We start from the raw sequence: 23,351 nt of genomic DNA on the forward strand, positions 1-23,351 counted from the left end.
GGCTACGCGCGCGGGAACCATGTTTCGACTGCAGCTATTTTTCGTCTTTCTGATGGCATTCCATCTATCGGACAGTCATGCAACCAGCGCCTACGACGCGTTGCGTGCGCCGGTTCCCGCATTGCCCGGCGAACGCGTCGTGCAAGTGCCGGTCGGCGAGCGCGGCGATACCGCGCAATTGCAGGTGACGATCGCGATGCCGGAGGGCGCGGGACCGTTTCCGCTCGCCGTCATCAATCATGGCGGTTACGGCAAGAAAACGAAGGCGACGATGCCACGCTTTCATCTCACCTATCTGGCGAACTACTTCATGTCGCGCGGCTACGCGGTTGCGCTGCCGATGATGCGCGGCTACGCGGGATCGACGGGCGAACTGCGCGCGCACGGGTGCGATCTGGCGGGGCTCGCGAACAAGGCGGCGGACGATATCGGCAAGGTCATCGCGTACATGCGTCAGCAGCCTGACGTCGACGGTTCGCGCGTCGTTGTCGCAGGAGAGAGCGCGGGCGGTTGGTACAGCCTCGCGTTCGGGGCGCGAAACGCGCCGGAAGTGAAGGGCGTCGTGAACTTCTACGGCGGCGTGCGCGTCGACGTATGCGCGTCGGACGACGCTGCGCTCATCCGCGACAGCGCGGCGCTCGGCGCGCGTGCGCACGTTCCGTCGCTGTGGCTGTACGGCGAGAACGATTCGTTCTTTCCGGCCGGCACCTGGCGGGAAATGTTCGCGCGCTACACGTCGGCGGGCGCGAACGCCGAACTTGCGAACTACGGCGCCTTCATGACCGATTCCCACAAGCTGCTGGGTTCATGGGAAGGCTTGCGCGTGTGGACGCCGAAACTCGATGCGTTCCTGAAGAAAATCGGCATGCCGTTCGCGTCGATTTACCCGGAGAACATGCCGATGGCGACGCCGCCCTCGAGCGGATACGCCGCCGTCGACGACATCGCCGCGGTGCCGTATCTCGGCAGCGAGGGCATGCGCGCGCTGTATCGGAAGTTCCTCTCGAAGCCGATTCCGCGCGCGTTTGCAATCGGACCGAACGGCGGCGCGGCGGCGCACGGCGGCTTCGATCCGTTGACGCAGGCCCTGCGCGACTGTGCGGCGCTCACGGCCGATTGCCGTCTCTATGCGTACGACGATCAGGTGGTCTGGACGCGCTCGGGCCCGCCCGCGACCGGTTTCGCCGCGCTTGCCGATGCGAGCGCCGTGCCGTTCATCGACGCCGCCGGTCGCAAGGGCTACGACGCGTTTCTGAAGTTGCCGCGTCCGCGCGCTTTCGTGATCGCGCCGGATGGCGCGTGGTCGATCGCGGCACTCGGGCCGGACCCGATCGCATCGGCGATCGCGCATTGCAGTCGCAAGCATCGCGGCTGCGCGCTCTACGCGGTGGATGGCGACGTCGTCTGGACGGCTCAGCCGCCCGTCAAATCCCGATAAACCTCCGCGTACTTGAGCGCGGCGTCTTCCCAGCCGAAGCTCCGGCCCATCGCGCGCTTGACGACGGCCTTCCACTCCGTGCGACGCGCCTTGAGCGCGAACGCGCGCCGGATCGCGCCGACGATGCCCGCGCGATCGAAAGTATCGAAGACGAAGCCGGTCGCGAGATCCTCGGCGAGATTTTCGAGCGATGAATCGACGACGGTATCCGCGAGCCCGCCCACGCGATGCACGAGCGGCAGCGAGCCGTACGCGAGCGCGTAGAGCTGCGTGAGCCCGCACGGCTCGAAGCGCGACGGCACCATCACGACGTCGCTGCCCGCGATGATCGAATGCGAAAGCGTCTCGTCGAAGCCGAGTTCGACCGCGACCGCGCCCGGATGCGCCGCCGCCGCGTTCTTCATGCCGGTTTCGAGCGCCGGGTCGCCGGTGCCGAGCACGACGAGCTGGCCGCCGCGCTGGACGATATCGGGCACGGCCGAAAGCAGCAGGTCGAGTCCTTTCTGCTCCGTCAGACGGCTGACGACGCCGAAGAGCAGGGCGTCGTCGTCCTTCGCGAGACCCATGCGCTCCTGCAGCGCCGTCTTGCATTTCGACTTGCCGCCGATCTTCGCCTGCGTGTATTTCGACGCGATGGATTCATCGGCGGTCGGGCTCCAGATCGAATAATCGACGCCGTTCAGAATCCCGGTGATGTCGTGCGTGCGCGTCTGCAGGAGACCGTGCAGTCCGGCGCCTTGCGCCTGCGTCTGGATTTCGCGCGCGTAGGTCGGGCTGACGGTAGTGATGCGATCGGCGAAATAAAGCCCCGCCTTGAGAAACGAGACGTGGCCGTAGAATTCGACGCCTTCCACCGCGTAGAAATCGCCGGGCAATTGCAGCGCGCCGAATTCCGAAGCCGGAAACGTGCCTTGATACGCCAGGTTGTGCACCGTCATCACAGTGCCGACCCGCGCCGCGCCGCCGCGCTCGAACGCGCGCAGATACGCCGGCGCAAGTCCCGCATGCCAGTCGTGAGCGTGGACGATATGCGGCTTCCATGCCGGGTCCACGCCCGTCGCGATGCGCGCCGCCGCCCAGCCGAGCAGCGCGAAGCGGCGATCGTTATCGGCATAGGGACGATTCGTCGCATCCATATACGGATTGCCCGGACGATCGTAGAACTGATCGGCGCGCACCACATACACGACGATGCCGTGCGGCTGCAGCACGCCGCGCTCGAGGCGGATATTGCCCGCGCCGAACGCGCTGCCGAGATCGGCCACGGGCTGAAGATCGTCGAGACCCGCGAGCACGGCGGGAAAGCCCGGCAGCACGACGCGCGCGTTCGTGCCCAGTTGCGATTGCGCGGGCGGCAACGCGCCGACCACATCGGCGAGGCCGCCGGTTTTCAACAGCGGAAACATTTCTGCTGCGGCATGCAGCACGCATACGGTCATCGGCACTCCCGTCGATTGGTTTTTATTGGCCGGCGCGCGGCGTCTAACGCTGTCCGAGCCGCGCCAGCGCGTCGCGTGTGATGAGCGTGACGCCGGACTCCGTGCGGAAGAAACGCGCGGCATCGTCGTCCGGATCCTCGCCGACCACGAGACCTTCGGGCACCGTGCAGCCGCGGTCGATCACGACCTTCTGCAAACGGCAACTCGGCCCGATGGTCACTTGCGGCAACAAGACTGCCTCATTGATGTTACAGAACGAGTGGACCCGCACCGCCGACGAAAACACCGACTTCGACACCTGCGATCCCGAGATCACGCAGCCGCCGCACACGAGCAGATTGGTGATCGCGCCTTGCTGCCCGTTCAGGTCGCGTACGAACTTGCCGGGCGGCAACTGCTCCTGATTCGTCCAGATCGGCCATTTGCGGTCGTACAAATCGAGCTCCGGAATCGTCGATGCGAGATCGAGATTCGCGGACCAGTACGCATCGACGGTGCCGACATCGCGCCAGTACGCGGGCGCTTCCGGATCGCTGCTCGACGTCACGCACGACATGCTGAACGGATGCGCGATCGCCTTGCCGGTCGTCACGACGCGCGGAATGATGTCCTTGCCGAAATCGTGATCCGTGTTCGACGTCTCGATGTTTTCCTGCAGCAGGTCATACAAATACTTCGCGCTGAACACGTAGATGCCCATGCTCGCGAGCGCGATGTCGGGCTTGCCGGGCATCGCGGGCGGATCGGCGGGCTTTTCCAGGAAATCGGTGACGCGGCGGTTTTCATCGACGTGCATCACGCCGAACGCGACCGCATCCATGCGCGGCACCTCGATGCAGCCGACCGTGCAGTCCGCGCCGCTTTCCACATGGTCGAGCACCATGCGCGTGTAATCCATCTTGTAGATGTGATCGCCCGCCAGCACGATGACGAACTCCGGCCCGATCGAGCGGACGATATCGAGGTTCTGATAGACCGCGTCGGCGGTGCCGCGATACCAGCTCGAATCCACGCGCTGCTGCGCCGGCCAGATATCGATGAACTCGTTGAACTCGCCGCGCAGGAAACCCCAGCCGCGCTGCAGATGGCGGATGAGCGAATGCGCCTTGTATTGCGTGACGACCGCGATGCGGCGGATGCCGGAATTGAGGCAGTTGGACAGCGCGAAGTCGATGATGCGGTACTTGCCGCCGAAGTGGACGGCCGGCTTCACGCGCTTGTCGGTGAGCGGACCGAGCCGGGTGCCGCGCCCGCCGGCGAGGACGATTGCGAGGGTCGACTTCTGCAAATCGGTGCGATTCTTAGCCAGCATCTCCATGTCAGCCTCCTGATTTGACCTGCGACTATTGATGTTCGATGTCTTGCCGTGTGTGCGTCCTCGTATGCTTTTGTTGGTATCTGTCGATGGAGCATTATCCGGCGCGCATTCGAATTCGTGTGCTGAAGTCGCCCGTTTTTTTCGCCGGGCGATGCGGACCGTTTCGCCGTCCGCATCGAGCAATGCGTGTGCCGAACGCGCACGAGCGTGCTGCGGTGTTGCAGACGCGCGACCTTTGGACTTCCTGTCGATCGCATCGCTCGACAAAACGCGTCCGCGCAATTTATAACGGGCACGCCATGCCGCAGTGCGTCGAGGCACGGCACAATATGAAGGTTGCACTGCCCGCGCACGGCGTCCGCGGGCGTGCTTCCGAAACCATCGTCGCGTTGCGTTGCGTTGCGTTGCGCTGCACGGCGCTGGCGCGCGACGAGCGTTTCGACGTTTCATCCGACCGGACACGATCAATCGGGAAAGCAGAACATGAACAACGTCCTGAGCATTCAATCGCATGTGGTGTTCGGCCATGCGGGCAACAGCGCGGCGGTTTTTCCCATGCGGCGACTCGGCGTGAACGTCTGGCCGCTCAACACCGTGCAGTTTTCCAATCACACGCAGTACGGCCGCTGGACAGGCAGCGCCTTCGATGCCGACGAATTGCAGAACGTCATCGAAGGCATCGGCGCGATCGGTGTGCTCGGGCGCTGCAACGCGGTGCTCTCCGGTTATCTCGGCGCGCCGGAGCAGGGCCGCGCGGTCGTCGAAATCGTGAAGATGGTGAAGGCGGTGAATCCGCGCGCGCTTTATTTTTGCGATCCGGTCATGGGTCAGACGGGCGGCTGCACGGTCGCGGCCGGCATCGAGGATTTCCTCGTTACGACGATGCCCGGAATCGCCGATGCGATCATGCCCAATCACGTCGAGCTGGAAAAGCTCGTCGGGCGTCCGATCGAGACGGTCGAGGAAGCCGTCGACGCATGCCGCGAAGTGATCGCGCGCGGGCCGCGCATCGTGCTGGTGAAGCATCTGCTCGATCGCAACAGCCGCGCCGACACCTTCAATATGCTCGCCGTCACGCCCGGCGAGGCGTGGTTCGCGCAGCGCCCGCTGTATCCGTTCGCGCGCCAGCCGGTGGGCGTCGGCGATCTGACGAGCGCGGTCTTCGTCGCGCGCACCTTGCAGGGCGACTCGCTGCGCACCGCGCTCGAGCACACGCTCGCGGCGGTCAATGCCGTCGTCAAGGCAACGTACGATGCCGGGCGTTACGAACTGGAGATCGTCGCATCGCAGGACGAGATCGCGAAGCCGACCGACCGTTTCCCCGCGATCCGCGTGACCGGCACGGAGATGGTCAAGGGCGGCTAGCTCGCGTCCATCAGACCGAAACGCCACGAAAGGCGCCGCGTCGCGGAAAGCAGCGCGCGGGCGAGCGGGCCGTCCGCGGCGCTGTCGAAGCCCCCCGACGAACCGATCAACGCGATCACGAGGCACACGCTGCCGGTGTGATCGAACACGGGCGCGGCCAGCGTATGGATGCCGGGCACCGGCGCGCCGAGCGCGGTATCGAGGCCGCGTTCGCGGATGTCGTCGAGCCGTGCGCGATACGCGGCGTCGCTTCCCGCAGCCGCTTGCGCGCCCGCGAGGCGGATGGCGTCCTGCGTCATCAGGCTCGCGAGCATGTCGGCGGGAAGGTGCGCGGCGTACACCCGCCCGATGGCGGTGTTGACGAGCGACATCACCGTGCCGACGCGCAAGCTCACATGCTGCGGCCGCGCCGATTCCTCCAGCCGGATCACGGTCGGGCCGAGCGGTCCGAGCGCGGCGGCGGCGACCGTCATCGACGTGCTCGCGGCGAGCGCGACGATCTCGGCTTCGGCATCGCGGATCGGCGAAAGGCGCTGCAGCGCGATCAGCCCGAGCTCGCGGCTCAGCGGGCCGGCGTGGAATAGCCCGGCGTCGTCGCGCGCGAGCAGGCCGACCTTCACCAGACTCACCAGATGCGCGAACGCCTTCGCGGGCGGCATGCCGGCCGCGGCCGCGAGGTCGCGCAGCGTGAGCGGCTCGCCGGCGGCGACCAGCGCGCGCAGCAGATCGCCGGTCGCGTCGAGCGCGTTGATGCCGCGCTGCGGCTTCGTGTCCTCGTCGAAGATCGTCATGAAAGCAGTCCGGAAATGTCGCGCGCGGCATCCTTCAGCGCGTGCGCGAGCGGGCCGTCCCACGCGACGTCGGCGAGGCCGGTCGGTCCGATCGCCGTCAGTGCGAGCTGCATCCGATGCGCGCCGTCGAACACCGGCACGCTCATGCTGCTCACGCCGGGACTCGGCGCATCGACGCTGCGTTCGATGCCGCGCGCGCGAATCGCTTCGATGCACGCGGCCATCTCCGGCGCATCGGCTTCGTCCTGATGCGCGAGCATCGCGGCGACGCGGGTGTCGTCGTCGAACGCGCGGAACACGCGGCCCGTGGACGTCGCCGAGAGCGACATCACCGTGCCCACGTGCAGATTCACATGCAGCGGATAGCCGCCGCGCTCGTAACGCACGATCGTCGGCCCTTGCGGCCCGGCGACGCTCACCGCGACGCTCATGCCTGTCGCGAGCGCCAGCGCCGACACGCGCGGCGCGGCGGCCCGATACGCCGGCTGATGCTCGAGATTCAACAGGCCGAGCCTGAGCGAGAGCGGCCCCGGCTCGTAATTGCCGGTGAGCGCGTCGCGCTTGACGAGACCGAGCCGCGTCAAGCTCACGAGGTACGTGTGGGCCTGCGCGGTCGACAGTTCGGCCGCTTCGGCCAGCGCGCTCAACGCAAGCGGCTCGCGGCGCGCGGCGAGCGCATCGAGCAGACGCGCGCCGACTTCGACGCTCTGGATGCCGCGCTGTTTCTTTTCTTCGCCGATTTCGGAACGAGCCAAAAGCACTCCGCGATCTATAAAGGATGAACGAACCGCAGATGTTAGCCGAGCAGGAATCATCCGATGAAGCGATTCGGTACTTACCCGTAATTTGCAAATAGCAAGTATGCTTGCTGTTGACAAACAACGGCATCACGCCGATCATCCACCCATCCCCACGAGAATGGAAGCGAGACACGACCATGGCAAAAGCATTCGCATCGCAGGCCGATCTGGAAGAGAAGAAGATCACGTTCACGCAACTCTCCGAGAACGCATACGCGTACACGGCGGAAGGCGATCCCAACTCGGGCGTGATCATCGGCGACGACGGCGTGCTCATCGTCGATACGACCGCCACGCCCGCGATGGCGCAGGATCTCATCGCGAAAATCCGCAGCGTCACCGACAAGCCGATCAAGTACATCGTGCTGTCGCACTATCACGCGGTGCGCGTGCTCGGCGCGTCGGCGTATTTCGCGGAAGGCGCGCAGCAGGTCATCGCGAGCCGCGGCACGTATGAAATGATCGTCGAGCGCGGCGAGCAGGACATGAAATCGGAGATCGAGCGCTTTCCGCGCCTTTTCGCCGGTGTCGAGACGGTGCCGGGCCTGACGTGGCCGACGCTCGTCTTCGAGAAGGAAATCACGCTGTATCTCGGCAAGCTCGAAGTGAAGATCGCGCATCTCGGCGCGGGTCACACGAAGGGCGATACGGTCGTCTGGCTGCCGTCGCAGAAAGTGCTGTTTTCGGGCGATCTCGTCGAGTACGACGCCGCCTGTTACTGCGGCGATGCCCAACTCGAAGAATGGCCCGCGACGCTCGAAGCGCTGCGCGCGCTGAAGGCCGACAAACTCGTGCCGGGACGCGGCCCGGCGCTGCTCTCGCCGGCGGAAGTCGACAAGGGCCTCGATTACACGAAGGACTTCGTCACGACGCTCTTGCAGGCGGGCCGCGAGGCCGTCGCCGAGAAACTCGACCTGAAGGGATCGATGGCGCTGACGCGCAAGGCGATGGATCCGAAATTCGGTCACGTCTTCATCTACGAGCACTGCCTGCCGTTCGACGTCTCGCGCGCTTACGACGAAGCGAGCGGCATCAAGCATCCGCGTATCTGGACGGCCCAGCGCGACCAGGAAATGTGGGCCGCATTGCAGGACTGACCGCCGTTTCTTGCGGCGCGCACTGACGCGCCGCTTCTCCCTCTCTCAAGGCAAAAGGCGCGCGCAAGACGCCGGCCTCATTACGCCCATCTGGAGCGAGACATGTCGAAGTCGATCAGCACGGCGGCGCTTGAGCCCAGCGCCGTCGCGGATGCGCACGCCCAATCGGACGACGCGCTGTTCCGCAAAATCGCGTGGCGCATCATTCCGTTTCTGTTCCTGTGCTACGTCGTGTCGTTTCTGGACCGCATCAACATCGGCTTCGCGCAATTGCAGATGAAGCACGATCTCGGCTTCTCCGATGCAATGTACGGCCTCGGCGCCGCCGTGTTTTATGTCGGCTACGTGCTTTTCGAAGTGCCGAGCAATCTGCTGCTCGCGAAGTTCGGCGCGCGCCGCACGTTCACGCGGATCATGCTGCTGTGGGGCGCGGCGTCGGTCGGAATGATGTTCGTATCGACGCCCGGCCATTTCTATCTGCTGCGCTTTCTGCTCGGCGTGTTCGAAGCGGGTTTCTTTCCGGGCATCGTGCTTTATCTGACGTACTGGTTTCCGCCGAAACGGCGGGCGGGCGTGATGTCGGTGTTCTTCGCGGGCGTGGCCGTCGCGGGCGTGTTCGGCGGACTCGTGTCCGGCTGGATCATGCGCGACATGGCCGGCGTGATGGGCCTGCACGGCTGGCAGTGGATGTTCGCGATCGAGGGCGCGCCCGCGGTGCTGCTCGGTCTTATCGCGTTGCGCCTGCTGGTGGACACGCCGCGCGATGCGCAATGGCTCACGCAAACGGAGCAGGATCGGCTCACGGCACTCTGCGCGACCGGCCATCACGAGAAGCACGATAACAGCGGCATGCTCGACGCGCTGCGCAATCCGCGCGTCTATCTCTTCGCGTTCATCTATTTCTCGCTGACGTGCGCGTCGCTGACGCTGAGCTTCTGGATGCCGCTGATGATCCGCGACTTCGGCATCACCGATGTCATGTCGGTCAGCCTCTACACCGTCGTGCCGAACGCGATCGGCGCGGTGGGTCTGATTCTGATCGCGCGCCATTCGGATCGCGTCGCCGAGCGGCGCAAGCACTTCGCGTGCTGCACGATCGGCGGCGGCGTCGCGCTCGCGGCCCTCACGCTGCATTTTCCGAGCTTCCCGCTGATGCTCGCGATTCTCTCGCTCGCCGCGACGCTGATTTTCGCCGCGCTGCCGATCTTCTGGGCCGTGCCCGCCAGCCATCTGCCGGGCAAGAGCGCGGCGGCGGGCATCGCTTTCATCAGCAGTATCGGCATCACGAGCGGGATCGTGAGTCCGTGGGTGATCGGCCAGATCCGCACCTCGACGGGCAGCATGGATCTCGCCGTGCATCTGCTTTCGTTGCTGCTCTTCGCGAGCGGCGCCGCGCTGTTTTTCGGGCTGCGGCGCGGCAAGTGAGCGTCAGGCCGCAGCCGCGGCCATCGCCTTGAAGTTTTCCGGCGTCGCGAAGGCGAGATATTCGGCCTGCATGTCGGGTGTGAGGAATTCGAGCATCGTCGAGTTCTCGATCCAGAATTCGACGACGTGGAAGAAGTTGTCGCCGCGCGTGCAGCGCACCGCACGCCAGCCTTCGCGTTCGCCGATCGCGATGACTTCCTCTGCGTTCAGCTTCGTCGCGATGGCCATGTGGAACGCGCTGTACTGCGGGCGCTTCACCGTGTCCGCGCCATAGCTGACGCTTTCCTCGTGACCGCCGCCCGGCGTGATGACCTGATCGCTCGGATAGACCTCGATGATGCTGCCGCGATCGTCGCCGGCGACCGCCATCCACGCGCCGGGAAAGGGCGAGAAGGGCGCGGCGAAGCCATCCCACAGTTCGGCGAGCACTTGCGCGACGTGTTTCGGATCGTGGGCGGGAATGGAGGCGTGGAAGATCATTGCGATGGACTCCGGTGGACGTGGGGCGGATTGCGCGGCGATTGCAGAGCCGCGCGGTGGAATGTCGATTCGCAGTGCTATGGTGTGCCGGGATTCTTCCAGAGTCTATTGTTATGAGTGTTTTCAAACGCGTCAGGACTCAGCGCTTATCCGACAAACGCCGAACTTGTTATTAAGCCGCCGGAACAGAGCGCCAATCGCTACGCCGACGCAAAAGCGCCGATATCCGCCGTCAGCCGCGCCGCGTCGCTCAGAAAGATGCCGTGCGGCGCGCCTTCATAGACGACGAGCCGCGCGTTCGGAATCAGGCGCGCCGTGCGCTGCGAAGTCAGTTCGAGCGGATTCGATTCGTCGCGATCGCCTTGCACGATGAGCGTCGGGACGTCGATGTCGCGCAACTCGTTGCGGAAATCGCCGCGATTGACGGTTTCGTTGCACGCGAAAAGCGCCTGATGCGACGTGCGCAATGCCATTTCCCGAATCCAGTCGATCATGGCCTGCGACGCGCCCGGCCCGGCGAAGGGACGCGCGTTGTCGGCCAGCCATTGCGGATAGTCCGTCGTCAAGTCGTGCAGGAAGGCATCGTTGTAGTCGCGGTCGATGCCGTCGGGATTGTCCGGCGTCTTCGCGAGCATCGGCAAGGTCGAAGCGATCAACGCGAGGCGCGCAATGCGCGTGCTGCCGTGACGCGTCAGATAGCGCACGGCTTCGGCGCCGCCCATCGAATAGCCGACGAGCGTCACGTCCGACAGATCGAGCGCATCGATGAGTGCGGCGAGATCGTCCGCAAGCGTGTCGTAGTCGTAGCCGCCGCCCGGATCGCTCGATCGTCCGTGGCCGCGCCGGTCGTAGGTGACGCAGCGAAAGCCCTGTCGCGCGAGCGACAGCATTTGATAGGCCCACATGTCGCCTGGCAGCGAATAGCTCGGAACGAAGACGATCGTCCTGCCGTTGCCCGGCGTGCCTTGCGGATGCCAGTCGCGATAGAACAATTCGACGCCGTCTGCGGTCGCGATAAAACCTGGGCGTGAGTGCTTTGCAGGCATTTCCGTCTCCTCGTCGATGAACAGTGTGAGTGCATCGTCGCAGGAGAAAGTGAGCCGGACAATTACGCCAGAGGTAATAGGCCGCGTGCAAAAAAACGCCGCCCGGGGAGGCGGCGAGAGCGTCCGCTTGTGGGCTCGTTAGTCGAGTGCGGACGCTTGAGGAGACAGGGCGAATGAACTCAGTATGGCAAAGCGCCGCGCCGCACACAATCGCCGATTCGAATCACTGCATTTCAGCATGACCTGAAGATAGTTCGATATGCAGATTAAACGATCCGGCATTGCTATTTTCGGATTTATCTCGTGCTTTACGGTATTCCTATGAACCTTGATTCATATAAACTCAGCACGCGTTTCAAACACCGTTCTATTGCAGTCATTCATGTACTCCGATTCATTCGCACCTCCGCTCTCTTTGTCCGATGCGGCCCACGCGCTGGCCGTCGCGCTCGACATTCGCCGCTCGGGCGACTGGCTCGCGCTCGAACGTTTCTGCGTCGAAGCACTGGAACGATTCCCGAGAGACTACGAGCTTCGCTGGCAACTGAGTCATTGCTATTGGCTGCGTCACGACAGCGTATCGGCGGAAGCGATCATGCGCGAAGCCGCGCGGCATCATCCGGACAATGGTCACGTGACCGGCGCAATCGCCATGTACCTCAACGAGCAGTCGCGCTACGGCGAAGCGGAAGCGATGTACCGTCTGGCGCTCTCGCAGACGCCCGATGCGGCCTGGCTCGCCGTCGATCTCGCCGACCTCGAATTGCGGCGCGGCGCGTGGCGCAGCGGCTGGATGCGCTTCGATCGCCGCACATCGGAACAGGGCGACAACGGCGTCGTCGCGCGCATGGAGCGGCTCGCGCCGGGCTGGCGCGGGCAGCCGCTCGACGGCAAGCGCGTCGTGGTTTACAGCGAACTCGGCCTGGGCGACGACATTCAATTCGTGCGGTACTTTCCGCAATTCGCGGAGGGCGTGCGAAGAAACGGCGGCGCGACGCTATTGGCGGTGCGTTCGGCGCTGTATCCGCTGGTGCGGCGGTTCGTGCCGGACTGCGTGCAGATCGAAGCGCACGACTTCGGCACGGTCGATTACACCGTCGGCATGATGAGCCTGCCTGTCTGGATCGGTCTGCTGCCGCATCACGTCGATGGCCGCGCGTATCTTCACGCCGCGCCTGAGCGCATCGACGCGTGGCGGCGCGAACTCGCATCGGACGGCACCCATGCGTTGCGCGTCGGTCTCGTGTGGGCGGGCAGCCCGACGCATCGTCGCGACGCCCAGCGCAGCATTCCCGTCGAAGCGCTCGCGCCGCTCTGGAGCCTGCCGAACGTCACGTTCCATCCCGTTGCGCCGGGCCGCGAAGACGATATTGCCGCAATGCGTTCGGCGGGCGCGCGTATCGCCGGCGTGCCCGACTATCGCGAGCAGTTTCATGATTCCGCCGCGTTCGTCAGCGCGCTGGATGTGCTCGTGACCATCGACAGTTCGCCGCTGCATCTCGCCGGCGCGCTCGGCAAGCCGGTGCTGGCGATGATCGATCGCGCGTCGCATTGGTGTTGGGGTGAAGACGAGACGCAGCCGTGGTACGACTCGGTGCGGCTCATTCGTCAGCGCGAACCGGGCGATTGGGCCCCGGTTATCAGGCGCGTCGCTGCGGCGGTGTCGGGGCGGCTCATCGGACGAGCGGCGCCGGAAGATCAGCAGGCGTCCGCGCCCGTCAGTCTCGGGTAGCCGGGCTGGCTCGAGTCGATCGTCGTCACGCAGGCACCCTCGTTGAGATCGAGCGGGCTGTCGATGTCGCGCTTCGAGCCGTCCTTCATCTGCACGCTGTAGCGGTAGATTTTCGCGGTCTGTTCCGGGGCCTTCTGGAACAGGTTCGTCAGGTCGAAGCTCAGGCCTGCGCCGCCGCCCACGCCGTTCCATCCATTGCCGCCGATGCCGCCGCCGCCCACGCCGACGGTCGGTCCGGAAGAAGAAGCCGTGTTCGTCGACACAGTCGTCAAATACTGTTTGCCAACTATGCGGCCGGTCGCGAGCGTGCCGTCAGCCGGCAGCGGCGCCGATGCGCCCGGTCCCGATGCGCACGCCGCGAGAACGGCATATGCGATGGCCGCGAAGCCAGCTCGCGCAACGCGTTGAATTGTTTTTCGATCCGAGTTCATTCCAGCCTCTTCCTTCCATTGCCCTCGATGCGAGCGCACGAGTCTTGTGGAATCGGCCGCTAGCGCCGGCGTGGCGGGAACGTGGCGCAGAAATACGCCGCCTTCGAAGGGGCGGCGTTCGTCGACGATTCGTTCCGGAGCTTGCAAGCCGGCGCGCTTCGCGAGGGACGCGAATGCGCGGCGGGAATGTTGACTGATCGTGTTTCGCGATTGAACCAGATTGCTCCGATTCCTCGCACGGCAAACGGTCCCGCGATTCACCCCTTCAATAGATACGCGACGATCGCATCGCACACGCGCCCGAACATCTGCGTGCCGGTGACGGTCGTGCAGCCTCGCGCGCGGGCGGCCTCGATGAAAGGCGTGACCGGCGGCTTCGTCACGACATCGCCGACGAAGGTCGTCGGTGGCAGGCGCGAGACGTCGATCGGCAGCGGGTCGCCCGGACGCATGCCCGCCGGCGACGCATTCACGATGAGATCGTAGGTTTCGGCAGCCGAATCGTCGGCGACGCTCACCGCGCCGCGCCCCAGCGCAGCGAGGCGCGAGGCGAGGGCGCCGGTGCGCGCGGCGTCGAAATCGCGGATCGCGAGCGAGGCCACGCCCGCATCGACGAGCGCGTGGCCGATCGCCGAACCCGCGCCGCCCGCACCGATCAGCAGCGCGCGTTTGCCCTTCGGGTCGCAGCCCGCATCTCTCAACGCCGCCACCATGCCGATGCCGTCCGACGCGCCGCCGTGCCAGGTGCCGTCGGCATTGCGCTTCAGCATGTTGACCGCGCCGAGGAACGCGCCTTCATCGGTCAGCGAACGGCAGTATTCGGTCGCGCTGAACTTGTGCGGGACGGTGACGATCACGCCGTCGCAATTGCGCAGCGGCGCGATGCCCGCGAAAAACGCGCCGAGATCTTCGGGCGCGACGTGCGCCGGAATCACGATTGCATCGCGTCCCGCCGCACGCAGCGCCGCTGTTACGCCGGAAGGCGAGCGTACCTGCGCGATCGGATCGCCGACGATGAAATAGACGCGCGTCGCGCCGCTCAAGCCCGCATCGAGCGATGCGGAAAAAGAAGTGTCCTGCGCCATGCCTCGATTGCCTCCTGATCCGTGATCGGAAAATAGTGTGACCGCACTCGCTGAATGCTAGTTGAAAATGGAATGCTATTCAACAAAATTGCTACTTGAAGGAAGGCAACTAACGGTCTTCCCGAGTCGCGACCACCAAAAAACGCCGGCAGACAGACGGCTGCCAACGCGCATTCAGAGAACGTTCGGCTCGTGCGCGCCCGGACTTGCGCCAGCCGCTGCCAGCGCTTCGTGAAGTGTGTCGTACACGTTCGATGCGCCGAGCGCGGGCGTCAGTCCGTGCCGGTCCATGTCGCTGCGCAGGAAGCGGTTCACGCGTCCGAATATCACGACGACGCCGCGTGCGCGCAGCGTTTCGACCAGTTCGCCGATGGTGCGGGCCGCCGAATAATCGAGGTCCGTGATCGCGCCGGCATCGACGACAAAATGGCGCAACTCGTCCGGCGCCGTATCGACGAGATTCGTCACTTCGGACGCGAAGAAGTGATCGTTCGCATAGAACAGATCTGCGCCGAAGCGATAGACGATCAGGTGCGGCGCGGTCATCGCGGCGGGCCTCGTCGGCTCGTACTGCCACGGTTTGCCGGGCGCGACGGGCGTGAGCACCATCGTGTGCGGATGATAGCTGTGGCGCACGTGCCGCAGCAGCGATAACGCCACCGCGAGCAGAATGCCGTGCTCGACGCCCACCATGACCACCGCAGCCGCCGTGATGAGCGCGAGCGCGAACTCGCCGGGGCTTTCCGCGCGAATGTCCTTCAGGCTTTGCACGTTGATGAGCCCGATCGCGATCGTGAACACGATGCCCGCCAGCACGCAATGCGGCAGATAGCGCAGAAAGCCGCTCAAGAAGAGCAGCACGACGGCGACGACTGCCGCGAACACGAGCTGTCCGAACTGGCTGCGCGTGCCGGCGCGGTCGGCCATCGCGGTCTGCGTCGGACTGCCGTTGACGACGAACGTGCCGCTCACGGCCGCCGCCGCGTTCGCCGCGGCCAGACCGAGGATGTCGCTGTTGGTATCGACGTCCTCGCGATACTGCTGCGCGAAGACCCGCGCCGCGGCGGCGCTCTGCGCGATGATCATCACGAAGCACGACAGCGCGACCGGCACGAGGTCGAGCGATTGCTGCCAGGTGATGTCGGGAAAACGGATCGCGGGCAGGCCGCCATCGACCGGACCGAGCACCGAGATGCCGTGCGCGGCGAAATCGAACGCCTTGCTCGCGGCGATGCTGCCGATTACCGCGATGAGCGGCATCGGCAGGCGCGGCGCGAAACGCTTGCAGCCGAGAATCGCGACGACCACGGCGAGCGCGAGCACGAGCGTCGGTCCGTGCGCGTGCACGAGATGACCGAGCACGTAAGCAAGCTGGGCGAGACTGCGCGAGGACGGATACGGCACCGTCATGCCGAAGAGATCGCCGAGCATCGCGATCGACACCTGTACGCCGACGCCCGCGAGAAAACCGGTGAGCACCGTGCGCGACAGGAAATCGGCGAGAAAGCCGAGTTTGAAAAGCCGCGCGACGAGGAGCAGCGCGGCCGTCTGCAACGCGACCATGCCCGCCAGCGCGACGTATTGCGGGCTGCCCATCGCGGCCATCGACGAAACCTTGCTCGCGAAGATCGTCGCGGTCGCCGAATCGGCCGCGACGACCAGATGCCGCGACGCCCCGAACAGCGCAAACGCGATGAGCGGCAGGAACGCGGTGTAGAGGCCCGTCACCGCGGGCATGCCGGCGATGCGCGCATAGCCGAGCACTTGCGGAATGTCCATCGATGCGAGCGAGATGCCCGCGAGCGCGTCGCGCCACGCGGCGGCGCGGCTGATCGGCAGGATGCCTTTGAGCAGTGTCGTTTTTTGCATGCTGGCACCGTGTTCCTGAAGAGGCGATCGTGCCCCAAGGAACAGGCGGTGCCAAGACCCGCTTCGTCTATCGATAGAACGCCACGGTTTGCCGCAATCCGTCGATCAGCGGCGTTTTCGGAAGGCCGGGCAGCGATCGGGCGAGCGCGGGATCGTCGGGAAAGGATGTCGCGATGGGCAACGGCGCGCCTGCTGCGTCGATGCGCGCGCCGGGCGCGATGCGCTCGAGCGTCGAGACCACGCTTTGCATCGGCGTGATGTCGCCTGCGAGCGTGAACGCGTGCGCGCCGTCGAACGCGGTCACGAGCGCGAGTTCGTAGGCGGCGGCGACGTCATCGGCGTAGACGAGGCCGGTCGCGCCCGTGAAGGGAATCGTGTACGGCTCGCCGCGCGCGGCCGCACGGCACGCGAGACTCGGACCCGCGCTCGAACCGGTCTCGCGTCCGGCGCCGTACACGACGAGCGGCCGGAATCCGATGCTCGCGATTCCATGATCGTGCCAGTACGCCCGCGCCGAGCCTTCGCACGCGAGTTTGAACGCGCCGTAGTGCGTCAGCGGAAAGGGCGTCGCGCCATCGTCGGGGCCGAAGACGCCCGCGCTGCTCGCGTAAAGCACCGAGCGCAAACCGCACGCGATGGCCGCATCGAACACGTTCAGCGTGCCGATCAGATCGATGCGCGCGCCGCGCACAGGATCGGCGGCGCACGCGGGCGTAAGCACGCCCGCGAGATGTACGACGGCATCGCAGCCGTCGAGCGCGTTCGCCACATCGCGCGCCTCGCCGATATCCCCGATCCGCCATTGCACGTCACCGGCGCGTTCGGGCGCGAGCGCGTACAGAAGGCGCGCGTCCTCGCGGACATCGAATGCGCGCACATCCATGCCGCGCGCGAGCAGCCGCCGCATGACCCACGCTGCCAGAAAGCCGCTTCCGCCTGTAACCAGCACTCGCATACCGTTTCTCCATCGTCTCAAAAAGAACTTGGCTTACGTCGCGTTTCTGGAATAGTATTCCAATATCAAAGAGAGTTCTACAGGAAGCGTGCACATGGCGGAGACACTGGACAAACTGGAACAGAACGAGACCTTCGATGTAATCGTGGTCGGCGCGGGCGGCGCGGGCATGTCGGCGGCGCTGGTCGCGGCGATCGATGGCGCGCGGGTGCTGCTCGTCGAGAGCACCGAATACGTCGGCGGAACGACCGCGTACTCGGCAGGCACGACGTGGATTCCCGCGTCGAAGCACGCGGCGAGCGTCAATCGCGACGATTCGTCCGCGAATGCCGAAGGCTTTCTGAACCGCGCGGTCGGCGAGCGCAGCAGCGCCGCGATGCGCCGCGCGTTCCTCGACGCCGGCCCGAAGGCCGTCGCGCACATCGAAGCGAACTCCGATGTCAAATATCGCGCGCGGCCGTTCCATCCGGACTATCTGTCGGAAATCGAAGGCTCGACGTTGCGAGGCCGCGCGCTGGAGCCGCTGCCGTTCGACGGCCGCAAGCTCGGCCGCGCGTTCTCGCTGATTCGTCCGCCGATTCCCGAATTCACCGTGCTCGGCGGCATGATGGTCGACCGCGACGACGTCGGGCATCTTTTGAACATGACGAAGTCGTTGGCATCGTTCAGGCACGCGGCGAAACTGCTCGCGCGTCATGCACGCGACCGCATGAGCTCGCCGCGCGGCACGCGTCTCGTGATGGGCAACGCGCTGATCGGGCGTCTGCTTTACTCGCTGCTTCAGCGCGGCGTGACCGTGCTGACGAGCACGAAGGTGGAGGCTTTGCACGCGGGCGCGAATGGCATCGAAGCCGTGACGCTGAGCCAGATCAACGAGCGTCGGCGCGTCAACGTGAAGGGCGGCGTGATTCTCGCGAGCGGCGGATTCAATCGTCATCCGATGCGGCGCGCCGAGATGCTGCCGGGCGCCGATGCGGCGTGGTGTCCCGGCGCGCCCGGCCACAGCGGGAACGCGCAGGATCTCGCGCTCGCGGCGGGCGCGCGCTTCGGCGTTGGCGCGCTGTCGAACGCGTTCTGGGCGCCGGTCTCCGTGCGCAAGCGCGCCGACGGTACGACCGCCGTGTTTCCGCACTTCATCATGGATCGCGGCAAGCCCGGCATGATGACCGTCGACAAGTCCGGCAAGCGGTTTCTCAACGAAAACACGTCGTATCACCTGTTCGGGATTGCGATGCAGACGGCGAACAAGACGACGCCCGCCGTGCCCGCCTATCTCGTCACGGACTCCGAAGGATTGCGCAAGTACGGCCTTGGCATGGTGCGTCCGGGCGGCAAGGGACTCGCGCCGTTTCTCGCCGATGGCTATCTCGTCGAAGGCAAGACGCTCGACGAACTGGCGGACAAGCTCGATATCGACAAGGCCGGTCTCGCCGATAGCGTCGCGCGCATGAATCGCTACGCGCAAACCGGCGTCGACGCGGATTTCCAGCGCGGCACGACCGATTATCAGAACGCCAACGGCGACGCCAACTGGACCGGCCCGAACAAGTGCCTCGGTCCGATCGGCCAGGCGCCGTTCTATGCGGTGCGGCTCTATCCGGGCGATATCGGCGCGGCGACCGGCCTCGTTATCGATACCGACGCGCGCGTGCTCGACCGCGACGACCGGCCGATCGTCGGCCTCTATGCCTGCGGCAACGATGCGCAATCGGTGATGGGCGGCGTGTATCCCGGCCCCGGCATCACGCTCGGACCCGGTCTCGCGTTCGGCTATCTCGCGGCGCGCCACGCGACGTCGCGCGCGAAGCAACCGAAGCAGGACGAAGCGCTCGATCTTCCGGTCGATCTTTCAATGCACGCGCACGCCAAATGAAGCTCGAACCGATTCTCGAATGCGACGTCCTCGTGCTCGGCTCCGGCGCGGGCGGCTTGTCGACCGCGGTCACGGCGGCCACGCGCGGCCTGTCCGTGCTCGTCTGCGAGAAGGAAGACGTGTTCGGCGGCACGACCGCGTGGTCGGGCGGCTGGATGTGGATTCCGCGCAATCCGCTCGCGACGCGCGCGGGCATCGTCGAGGATGAAAGCGCGCCGCGCACGTATCTGAAGAGCGAACTCGGCGCGCATTTCGATGCCGCGAAAGCCGATGCGCTCATCGAGCACGGTCCGCGCATGATCGAATTCTTCGAGCGCAATACGTCGATGCGTTTCATCGACGGCAACCGCATCCCCGATTTCCACATGACGCAAGGCGCGGCGACGGGCGGCCGCTCGGTCTGCGCGATGCCGTTCGACGGACGCGAGCTCGGCCCGCTCATCGACAAGCTGCGTCCGCCGCTCGCCGAAGTAACGATCAAGGGCATGGCGATCGCGTCGGGACAAGACCTCGCGCACTTCCTGAACGCGACGCGCAGCGCGAAGTCGGCGTGGCACGTCGCGAAGCGTTTCGCCGCGTTTGCGTGGCACATGCTGCGTTATCGGCGCTCGATGCATCTGGTGAACGGCAATGCGCTCGTCGCGCGGCTGCTCAAGTCGGCGGCGGATCGCGGCGTCGATCTGCGCACGCGGGCGAAGGCGGTATCGCTGACGCGCGAGGCGAATCGCGTGACGGGCGCGCGCGTCGAGATCGATGGCGTCATGCACGACGTGCGCGCGCGGCGCGGCGTCGTGCTCGCGTGCGGCGGTTATCCGCACGACGCGAAGCGGCAGACCGAAACGTTTCCCGTGATGCCGCACTGGTCCGCCGCGCCCAAGAGCAATACCGGCGATGGCATTCGCCTGGGCGAAGCGGCGGGCGCGCATTTCGACGCGTCGCTCGAAGCGCCCGCCGCGTGGGCGCCGGTGTCGCTCGTGCCGAAATCCACGGGACGCGAAGTCGCGTTTCCGCATCTGATCGAGCGCGCGAAGCCGGGTCTGATCGCCGTCACGCGCGCGGGCAGGCGCTTCACGAACGAGGCGTCGTCGTATTACGACTTCATCTCCGCGCTCATCGGCACGACGTCGCCGGGCGAAGAGACGTGCGCGTGGCTCGTCTGCGATCACCGGTTTCAGCGCCGATACGGCCTCGGTTTCGCGAAGCCGTTTCCGTTTCCGCTGCGGCCTTACGAACGCTCGGGATATCTCAAGTCCGCGCCGACGCTCGAAGCGCTGGCGCAGCAATGCGGCATCGATGTGCGCGGCCTCGCCGATACGGTCGCCACGTACAACGGCTACGCGAAAGACGGCTTCGATCCGCAGTTCCACAAGGGCTCGACGCCGTATAACCGCGTTCAGGGCGATGCATCGCACAAGCTGAATCCGTGTCTCGCGCCGATCGTCGATGGGCCTTTTCACGCGGTGAAGATCGTGCCGGGCAGCCTCGGCACGTTCGCGGGTTTATCGACGGATGCGCGCTCGCGTGTTCTCGACGACATGCGCGCGCCGATTCCCGGCCTCTACGCGGTCGGCAACGACGCCGCGAGCATGATGGGCGGCCACTATCCCGCAGGCGGCATCACGCTCGGCCCAGCGATGACCTTCGGCTATCTCGCGGGCCTCGAACTGGCCGAACCGGCGCGCGAGGACAGCATCACGAATCTCTCCAACTTCCATCAGGCAAGGACTCTGCAATGACTCTGTACGACACGGTCACGTTGACGGTGAAGATCGGCGCGAACGCGCAGGTCTTCGAAAACATCAAGGCAAGCGGCGATGCGCCCGGCTCGAAGCTGCTCGGCTGCTGGTATTCGGATATCGGCGCGCTCGGCAAGGTCATGGTGCTGCGCGGATTCGAATCCGAAGCGGCGCTGATCGGGGAACGCCGGCGCTTGCTGCTCGAAGGCAATCCGTTCGGCTGCGGCGAGTTCATCACCGATGTCGAAGTGAACAGCTACGCGCTCTTTCCCTTCCTGCCGCTGATCGAGCCGGCCGTGCACGGCGGCATCTACGAGATGCGCGTCTACGGCACGAAGCTCGCGAGCCTGCAACACACGATCGACGCATGGCAGAACGCCGTGCCCGAGCGCACGAAACGCTCGCCGCTCATCGGCGCGATGTACGCGCTCGACGGCACCGTGCCGCGCTTTCTCAACATCTGGCCGTACAAGAGCGTGGACGAGCGCTCGCGGATTCGCGCGGAAGCCGTGAAGGACGGCATCTGGCCGCCGAAGGGCGGACCGGCGCATCTGACGACGATGGAATCGACCATCTACGTGCCCGCGCCGTTCTCGCCGCTGCGCTAACCGGAGATTGTCGATGTCACGACGCAAGCTATCTCTGTCCGCGCTGACGATCCTCGAACTGACGCCGCCGCAGATGGTCGAGTGCGCCGCGCAGGCGGGCTACGACTTCGTCGGCCTGCGCCTCGTGCCCGCGACCGATACGGAAGTGCGCCACGAGATCGTCGGCGCGACACCGCTGAAACGCGAGACGCTCGCGGCTTTGCGCGATACCGGCATCGGCGTGCTGGATGCCGAAATCCTGCGCCTCAAGCCCGACACGAACGTCGCCGATTACGAACCGATGCTCGCAACCGCCGCCGAGCTGGGCGCGCGCTACGTGCTCGTCGCGGGCAACGATCCCGACGAGGCCCGCACGGCCGAGCGGCTCGCCGCGCTGTGCGATCTCGCGAAGCCGTATGGCCTGTCGCCGTCGCTCGAACCGATGCCCTGGACCGACGCGAAAGACATCGTGCAGGGCGCGCGCATTGTGAAAGCGGCGCAGCGCGCGAATACGGGCCTCATCGTCGATCCGATCCATTTCGACCGCACGGGATCGTCGACGCGAACGCTGCGCGAATTGCCGCGCGAATGGTTCGGTTACGTGCAGTTCTGCGACGCGCCCGCCGAGCGCCCGAGCGATCTCGAAACGTTGCTGTATCAGGCGCGCGCCGAGCGGATGATTCCGGGCGAGGGCGGCCTCGATCTCGCGGGCATTCTGCGCGCGTTGCCCGACGATCTTCCGCTCTCGCTCGAAGTGCCGATGAACGAATGGGCGAAATCGGCGAGCGCGCTCACGCGTGCGAAACGTCTGCGCGAGGCGACGATTGCATGGCTGGAGGAAACATACGCCGGTTGAATTCCGAGGTGGAATCATGTTCTCATTCCGAATCATCGGAACTTCGAGAGACTGAAAGATGGCGGGAAATCTGGAGCGGGCGTTGTCGATCATCGAATTGCTGGCGAAAAACGGCGGGCGGATGCAACTCGCCGCCATCGCCGACACGCTCAATATTCCTCGCAGCGGCACGCATCGCCTGCTCGCGATGCTGATCGACGAAGGGTACGTGCGGCAGGACGAGGATCATGGCGAATACATGCTCGCGCTCAAGCTCGTGTCGCTCGCGCTCATCTATCTGTCGACGGGCGGCGTACTCGACGTGTCGCAGCCCGTGCTCGACCGGCTCGCGGCGCAATCCGGCGAACTGGCGCGGCTGGGCGTCGTCGAGGACGATCACATTACGTTCGTCGGCAAGGCGCAGGGCGCGAAGTCGGGGCTGCGCTACGACCCGGACATGGGCAGCCAGCCGCCCTTGCATTGCACGGCGAGCGGACAGGCGTGGCTGTCGTCGCTTTCCGATGAGGAGGCGCTCGAACTCGTGTCGAAGCAGGGCGGGCTCGGCAAGCCCGGCTCGGGCGGACCGAAGGCGCCGAAGACGATCCAGCAGTTTCTCGCCGATCTGCAGGCGGCGCGCAAACGCGGCTACGGCATCGCGAGCGAGACGTACGAGGCCGGCATGACGTCGATGGCCGCGCCGATTCATCATCCGGTGACGGGCGTCGTCGTGGGCGTCGTGAGCCTCGCCGGGCCGACGAGCCGTTTGCCGGAGGCGCGTCTGAAGGAGCTCGCGCCCGCGCTGCTGGAAGCGGCGTCGGACATGGGCGCGGCGACGTTGAGTTCGCCCTATTTCAAGCGGTCGGCGGCGAAGGTGGAGGGGAACGCTGTCAGTGCAGGCTGATGCTGGATTAGCCCGAATGGACGAGGTGACGCGGGGAAAACGCCCGCATTATCATCGTTTTCATCATGAAACGAGAATTTGAAATGCCTCCTCCACTCGATCCGATCGTGTCCGAATTTGCCACTGTCTGGCGGCGGTGGAAATGCGT

The 23,351-nt window shown here is 65.5% G+C and carries 18 protein-coding genes and 1 pseudogene; 10 read left to right on the forward strand and 9 right to left on the reverse strand.

Annotated features, from left to right (window positions below; all coding sequences use genetic code 11):
• The first annotated feature begins 52 nt into the window (after positions 1-52).
• On the forward strand, positions 53-1,438 hold the full coding sequence (locus LDZ23_RS17465) for a dienelactone hydrolase family protein (protein ID WP_244808199.1): 1,386 nt from the start codon (positions 53-55) through the stop codon (positions 1,436-1,438).
• Here the strand turns inward: LDZ23_RS17465 and glgA are convergent.
• Together glgA and glgC are read right to left on the reverse strand one after the other, a co-directional pair.
• Positions 1,414-2,877, reverse strand: a complete 1,464-nt coding sequence (glgA, locus tag LDZ23_RS17470; RefSeq protein ID WP_008353485.1) for a glycogen synthase GlgA — start codon at positions 2,875-2,877, stop codon at positions 1,414-1,416. The genes LDZ23_RS17465 and glgA overlap by 25 nt on opposite strands.
• A gap of 43 nt (positions 2,878-2,920) precedes the next feature.
• Positions 2,921-4,195 (reverse strand): glucose-1-phosphate adenylyltransferase, encoded by a 1,275-nt coding sequence (gene glgC / locus LDZ23_RS17475; RefSeq protein WP_008353483.1) that lies wholly within the window; start codon positions 4,193-4,195, stop codon positions 2,921-2,923.
• Between the two features lie 483 nt (positions 4,196-4,678).
• Here glgC and pdxY point away from each other — a divergent pair, with 483 nt between their 5' ends.
• On the forward strand, positions 4,679-5,560 hold the full coding sequence (gene pdxY, locus LDZ23_RS17480) for a pyridoxal kinase PdxY (RefSeq protein ID WP_033536161.1): 882 nt from the start codon (positions 4,679-4,681) through the stop codon (positions 5,558-5,560).
• Here the strand turns inward: pdxY and LDZ23_RS17485 are convergent.
• Positions 5,557-7,166: pseudogene (locus LDZ23_RS17485) on the reverse strand (IclR family transcriptional regulator). The gene pdxY and the pseudogene LDZ23_RS17485 sit on opposite strands and share 4 nt — an antisense overlap.
• Before the next feature lie 122 nt (positions 7,167-7,288).
• On the opposite strand from LDZ23_RS17485, the gene LDZ23_RS17490 reads away from it, so the two are divergent.
• Positions 7,289-8,248: an MBL fold metallo-hydrolase gene (locus LDZ23_RS17490; protein WP_008353481.1), complete on the forward strand. Its 960-nt coding sequence runs from the start codon at positions 7,289-7,291 to the stop codon at positions 8,246-8,248.
• A 102-nt stretch (positions 8,249-8,350) separates the two neighbouring features.
• Positions 8,351-9,673 carry an MFS transporter gene (locus tag LDZ23_RS17495; RefSeq protein ID WP_008353480.1) on the forward strand — a complete coding sequence of 441 codons (1,323 nt, stop codon included), beginning with the start codon at positions 8,351-8,353 and terminating at the stop codon, positions 9,671-9,673.
• 3 nt (positions 9,674-9,676) lie between these two features.
• Here LDZ23_RS17495 and LDZ23_RS17500 read toward each other — a convergent pair whose 3' ends face one another.
• On the reverse strand, positions 9,677-10,153 hold the full coding sequence (locus LDZ23_RS17500) for a hypothetical protein (RefSeq protein ID WP_008353479.1): 477 nt from the start codon (positions 10,151-10,153) through the stop codon (positions 9,677-9,679).
• A 200-nt stretch (positions 10,154-10,353) separates the two neighbouring features.
• Positions 10,354-11,199, reverse strand: coding sequence for an alpha/beta fold hydrolase (locus LDZ23_RS17505; protein ID WP_244808200.1), 846 nt, complete (start codon positions 11,197-11,199; stop codon positions 10,354-10,356).
• 382 nt (positions 11,200-11,581) lie between these two features.
• On the opposite strand from LDZ23_RS17505, the gene LDZ23_RS17510 reads away from it, so the two are divergent.
• Positions 11,582-12,931, forward strand: a complete 1,350-nt coding sequence (locus LDZ23_RS17510) for a hypothetical protein (protein ID WP_008353476.1) — start codon at positions 11,582-11,584, stop codon at positions 12,929-12,931.
• On the opposite strand, the gene LDZ23_RS17515 is transcribed toward LDZ23_RS17510, so the two are convergent.
• The 4 genes from LDZ23_RS17515 to LDZ23_RS17530 all read right to left on the reverse strand — a co-directional run bounded on the left by LDZ23_RS17515 (position 12,898) and on the right by LDZ23_RS17530 (position 17,271).
• Positions 12,898-13,362, reverse strand: a complete 465-nt coding sequence (locus tag LDZ23_RS17515) for a hypothetical protein (RefSeq protein ID WP_008353474.1) — start codon at positions 13,360-13,362, stop codon at positions 12,898-12,900. The genes LDZ23_RS17510 and LDZ23_RS17515 overlap by 34 nt on opposite strands.
• 257 nt (positions 13,363-13,619) lie before the next feature.
• Positions 13,620-14,447 (reverse strand): shikimate dehydrogenase family protein, encoded by an 828-nt coding sequence (locus LDZ23_RS17520; protein WP_008353472.1) that lies wholly within the window; start codon positions 14,445-14,447, stop codon positions 13,620-13,622.
• A 174-nt stretch (positions 14,448-14,621) separates the two neighbouring features.
• Positions 14,622-16,316, reverse strand: a complete 1,695-nt coding sequence (locus LDZ23_RS17525) for a SulP family inorganic anion transporter (RefSeq protein WP_008353471.1) — start codon at positions 16,314-16,316, stop codon at positions 14,622-14,624.
• 67 nt (positions 16,317-16,383) lie between these two features.
• The gene (locus LDZ23_RS17530; protein ID WP_008353470.1) at positions 16,384-17,271 is read right to left on the reverse strand and encodes an NAD-dependent epimerase/dehydratase family protein; all 888 of its coding nucleotides are present in this window, start codon (positions 17,269-17,271) and stop codon (positions 16,384-16,386) included.
• A 94-nt stretch (positions 17,272-17,365) separates the two neighbouring features.
• Here LDZ23_RS17530 and LDZ23_RS17535 point away from each other — a divergent pair, with 94 nt between their 5' ends.
• From LDZ23_RS17535 to LDZ23_RS17555, 5 genes are read left to right on the forward strand one after another with little or no spacing between them, the layout of a single operon-like run.
• Positions 17,366-19,144 (forward strand): FAD-dependent oxidoreductase, encoded by a 1,779-nt coding sequence (locus LDZ23_RS17535; RefSeq protein WP_008353469.1) that lies wholly within the window; start codon positions 17,366-17,368, stop codon positions 19,142-19,144.
• Complete coding sequence (locus LDZ23_RS17540; protein ID WP_244808201.1) at positions 19,141-20,880, forward strand: FAD-dependent oxidoreductase; 1,740 nt, start codon at positions 19,141-19,143, stop codon at positions 20,878-20,880. Before LDZ23_RS17535 ends, LDZ23_RS17540 begins: the two co-directional genes overlap by 4 nt.
• Positions 20,877-21,488 (forward strand): NIPSNAP family protein, encoded by a 612-nt coding sequence (locus tag LDZ23_RS17545; protein ID WP_008353467.1) that lies wholly within the window; start codon positions 20,877-20,879, stop codon positions 21,486-21,488. Before LDZ23_RS17540 ends, LDZ23_RS17545 begins: the two co-directional genes overlap by 4 nt.
• Before the next feature lie 13 nt (positions 21,489-21,501).
• Positions 21,502-22,323, forward strand: coding sequence for a sugar phosphate isomerase/epimerase family protein (locus LDZ23_RS17550; RefSeq protein ID WP_008353465.1), 822 nt, complete (start codon positions 21,502-21,504; stop codon positions 22,321-22,323).
• Between the two features lie 58 nt (positions 22,324-22,381).
• Positions 22,382-23,203 (forward strand): IclR family transcriptional regulator, encoded by an 822-nt coding sequence (locus LDZ23_RS17555; protein WP_008353464.1) that lies wholly within the window; start codon positions 22,382-22,384, stop codon positions 23,201-23,203.
• Positions 23,204-23,351: the final 148 nt, after the last annotated feature.

It is taken from the genome of Caballeronia zhejiangensis, assembly GCF_022879815.1.
Classification (GTDB): Bacteria; Pseudomonadota; Gammaproteobacteria; order Burkholderiales; family Burkholderiaceae; genus Caballeronia; species Caballeronia zhejiangensis.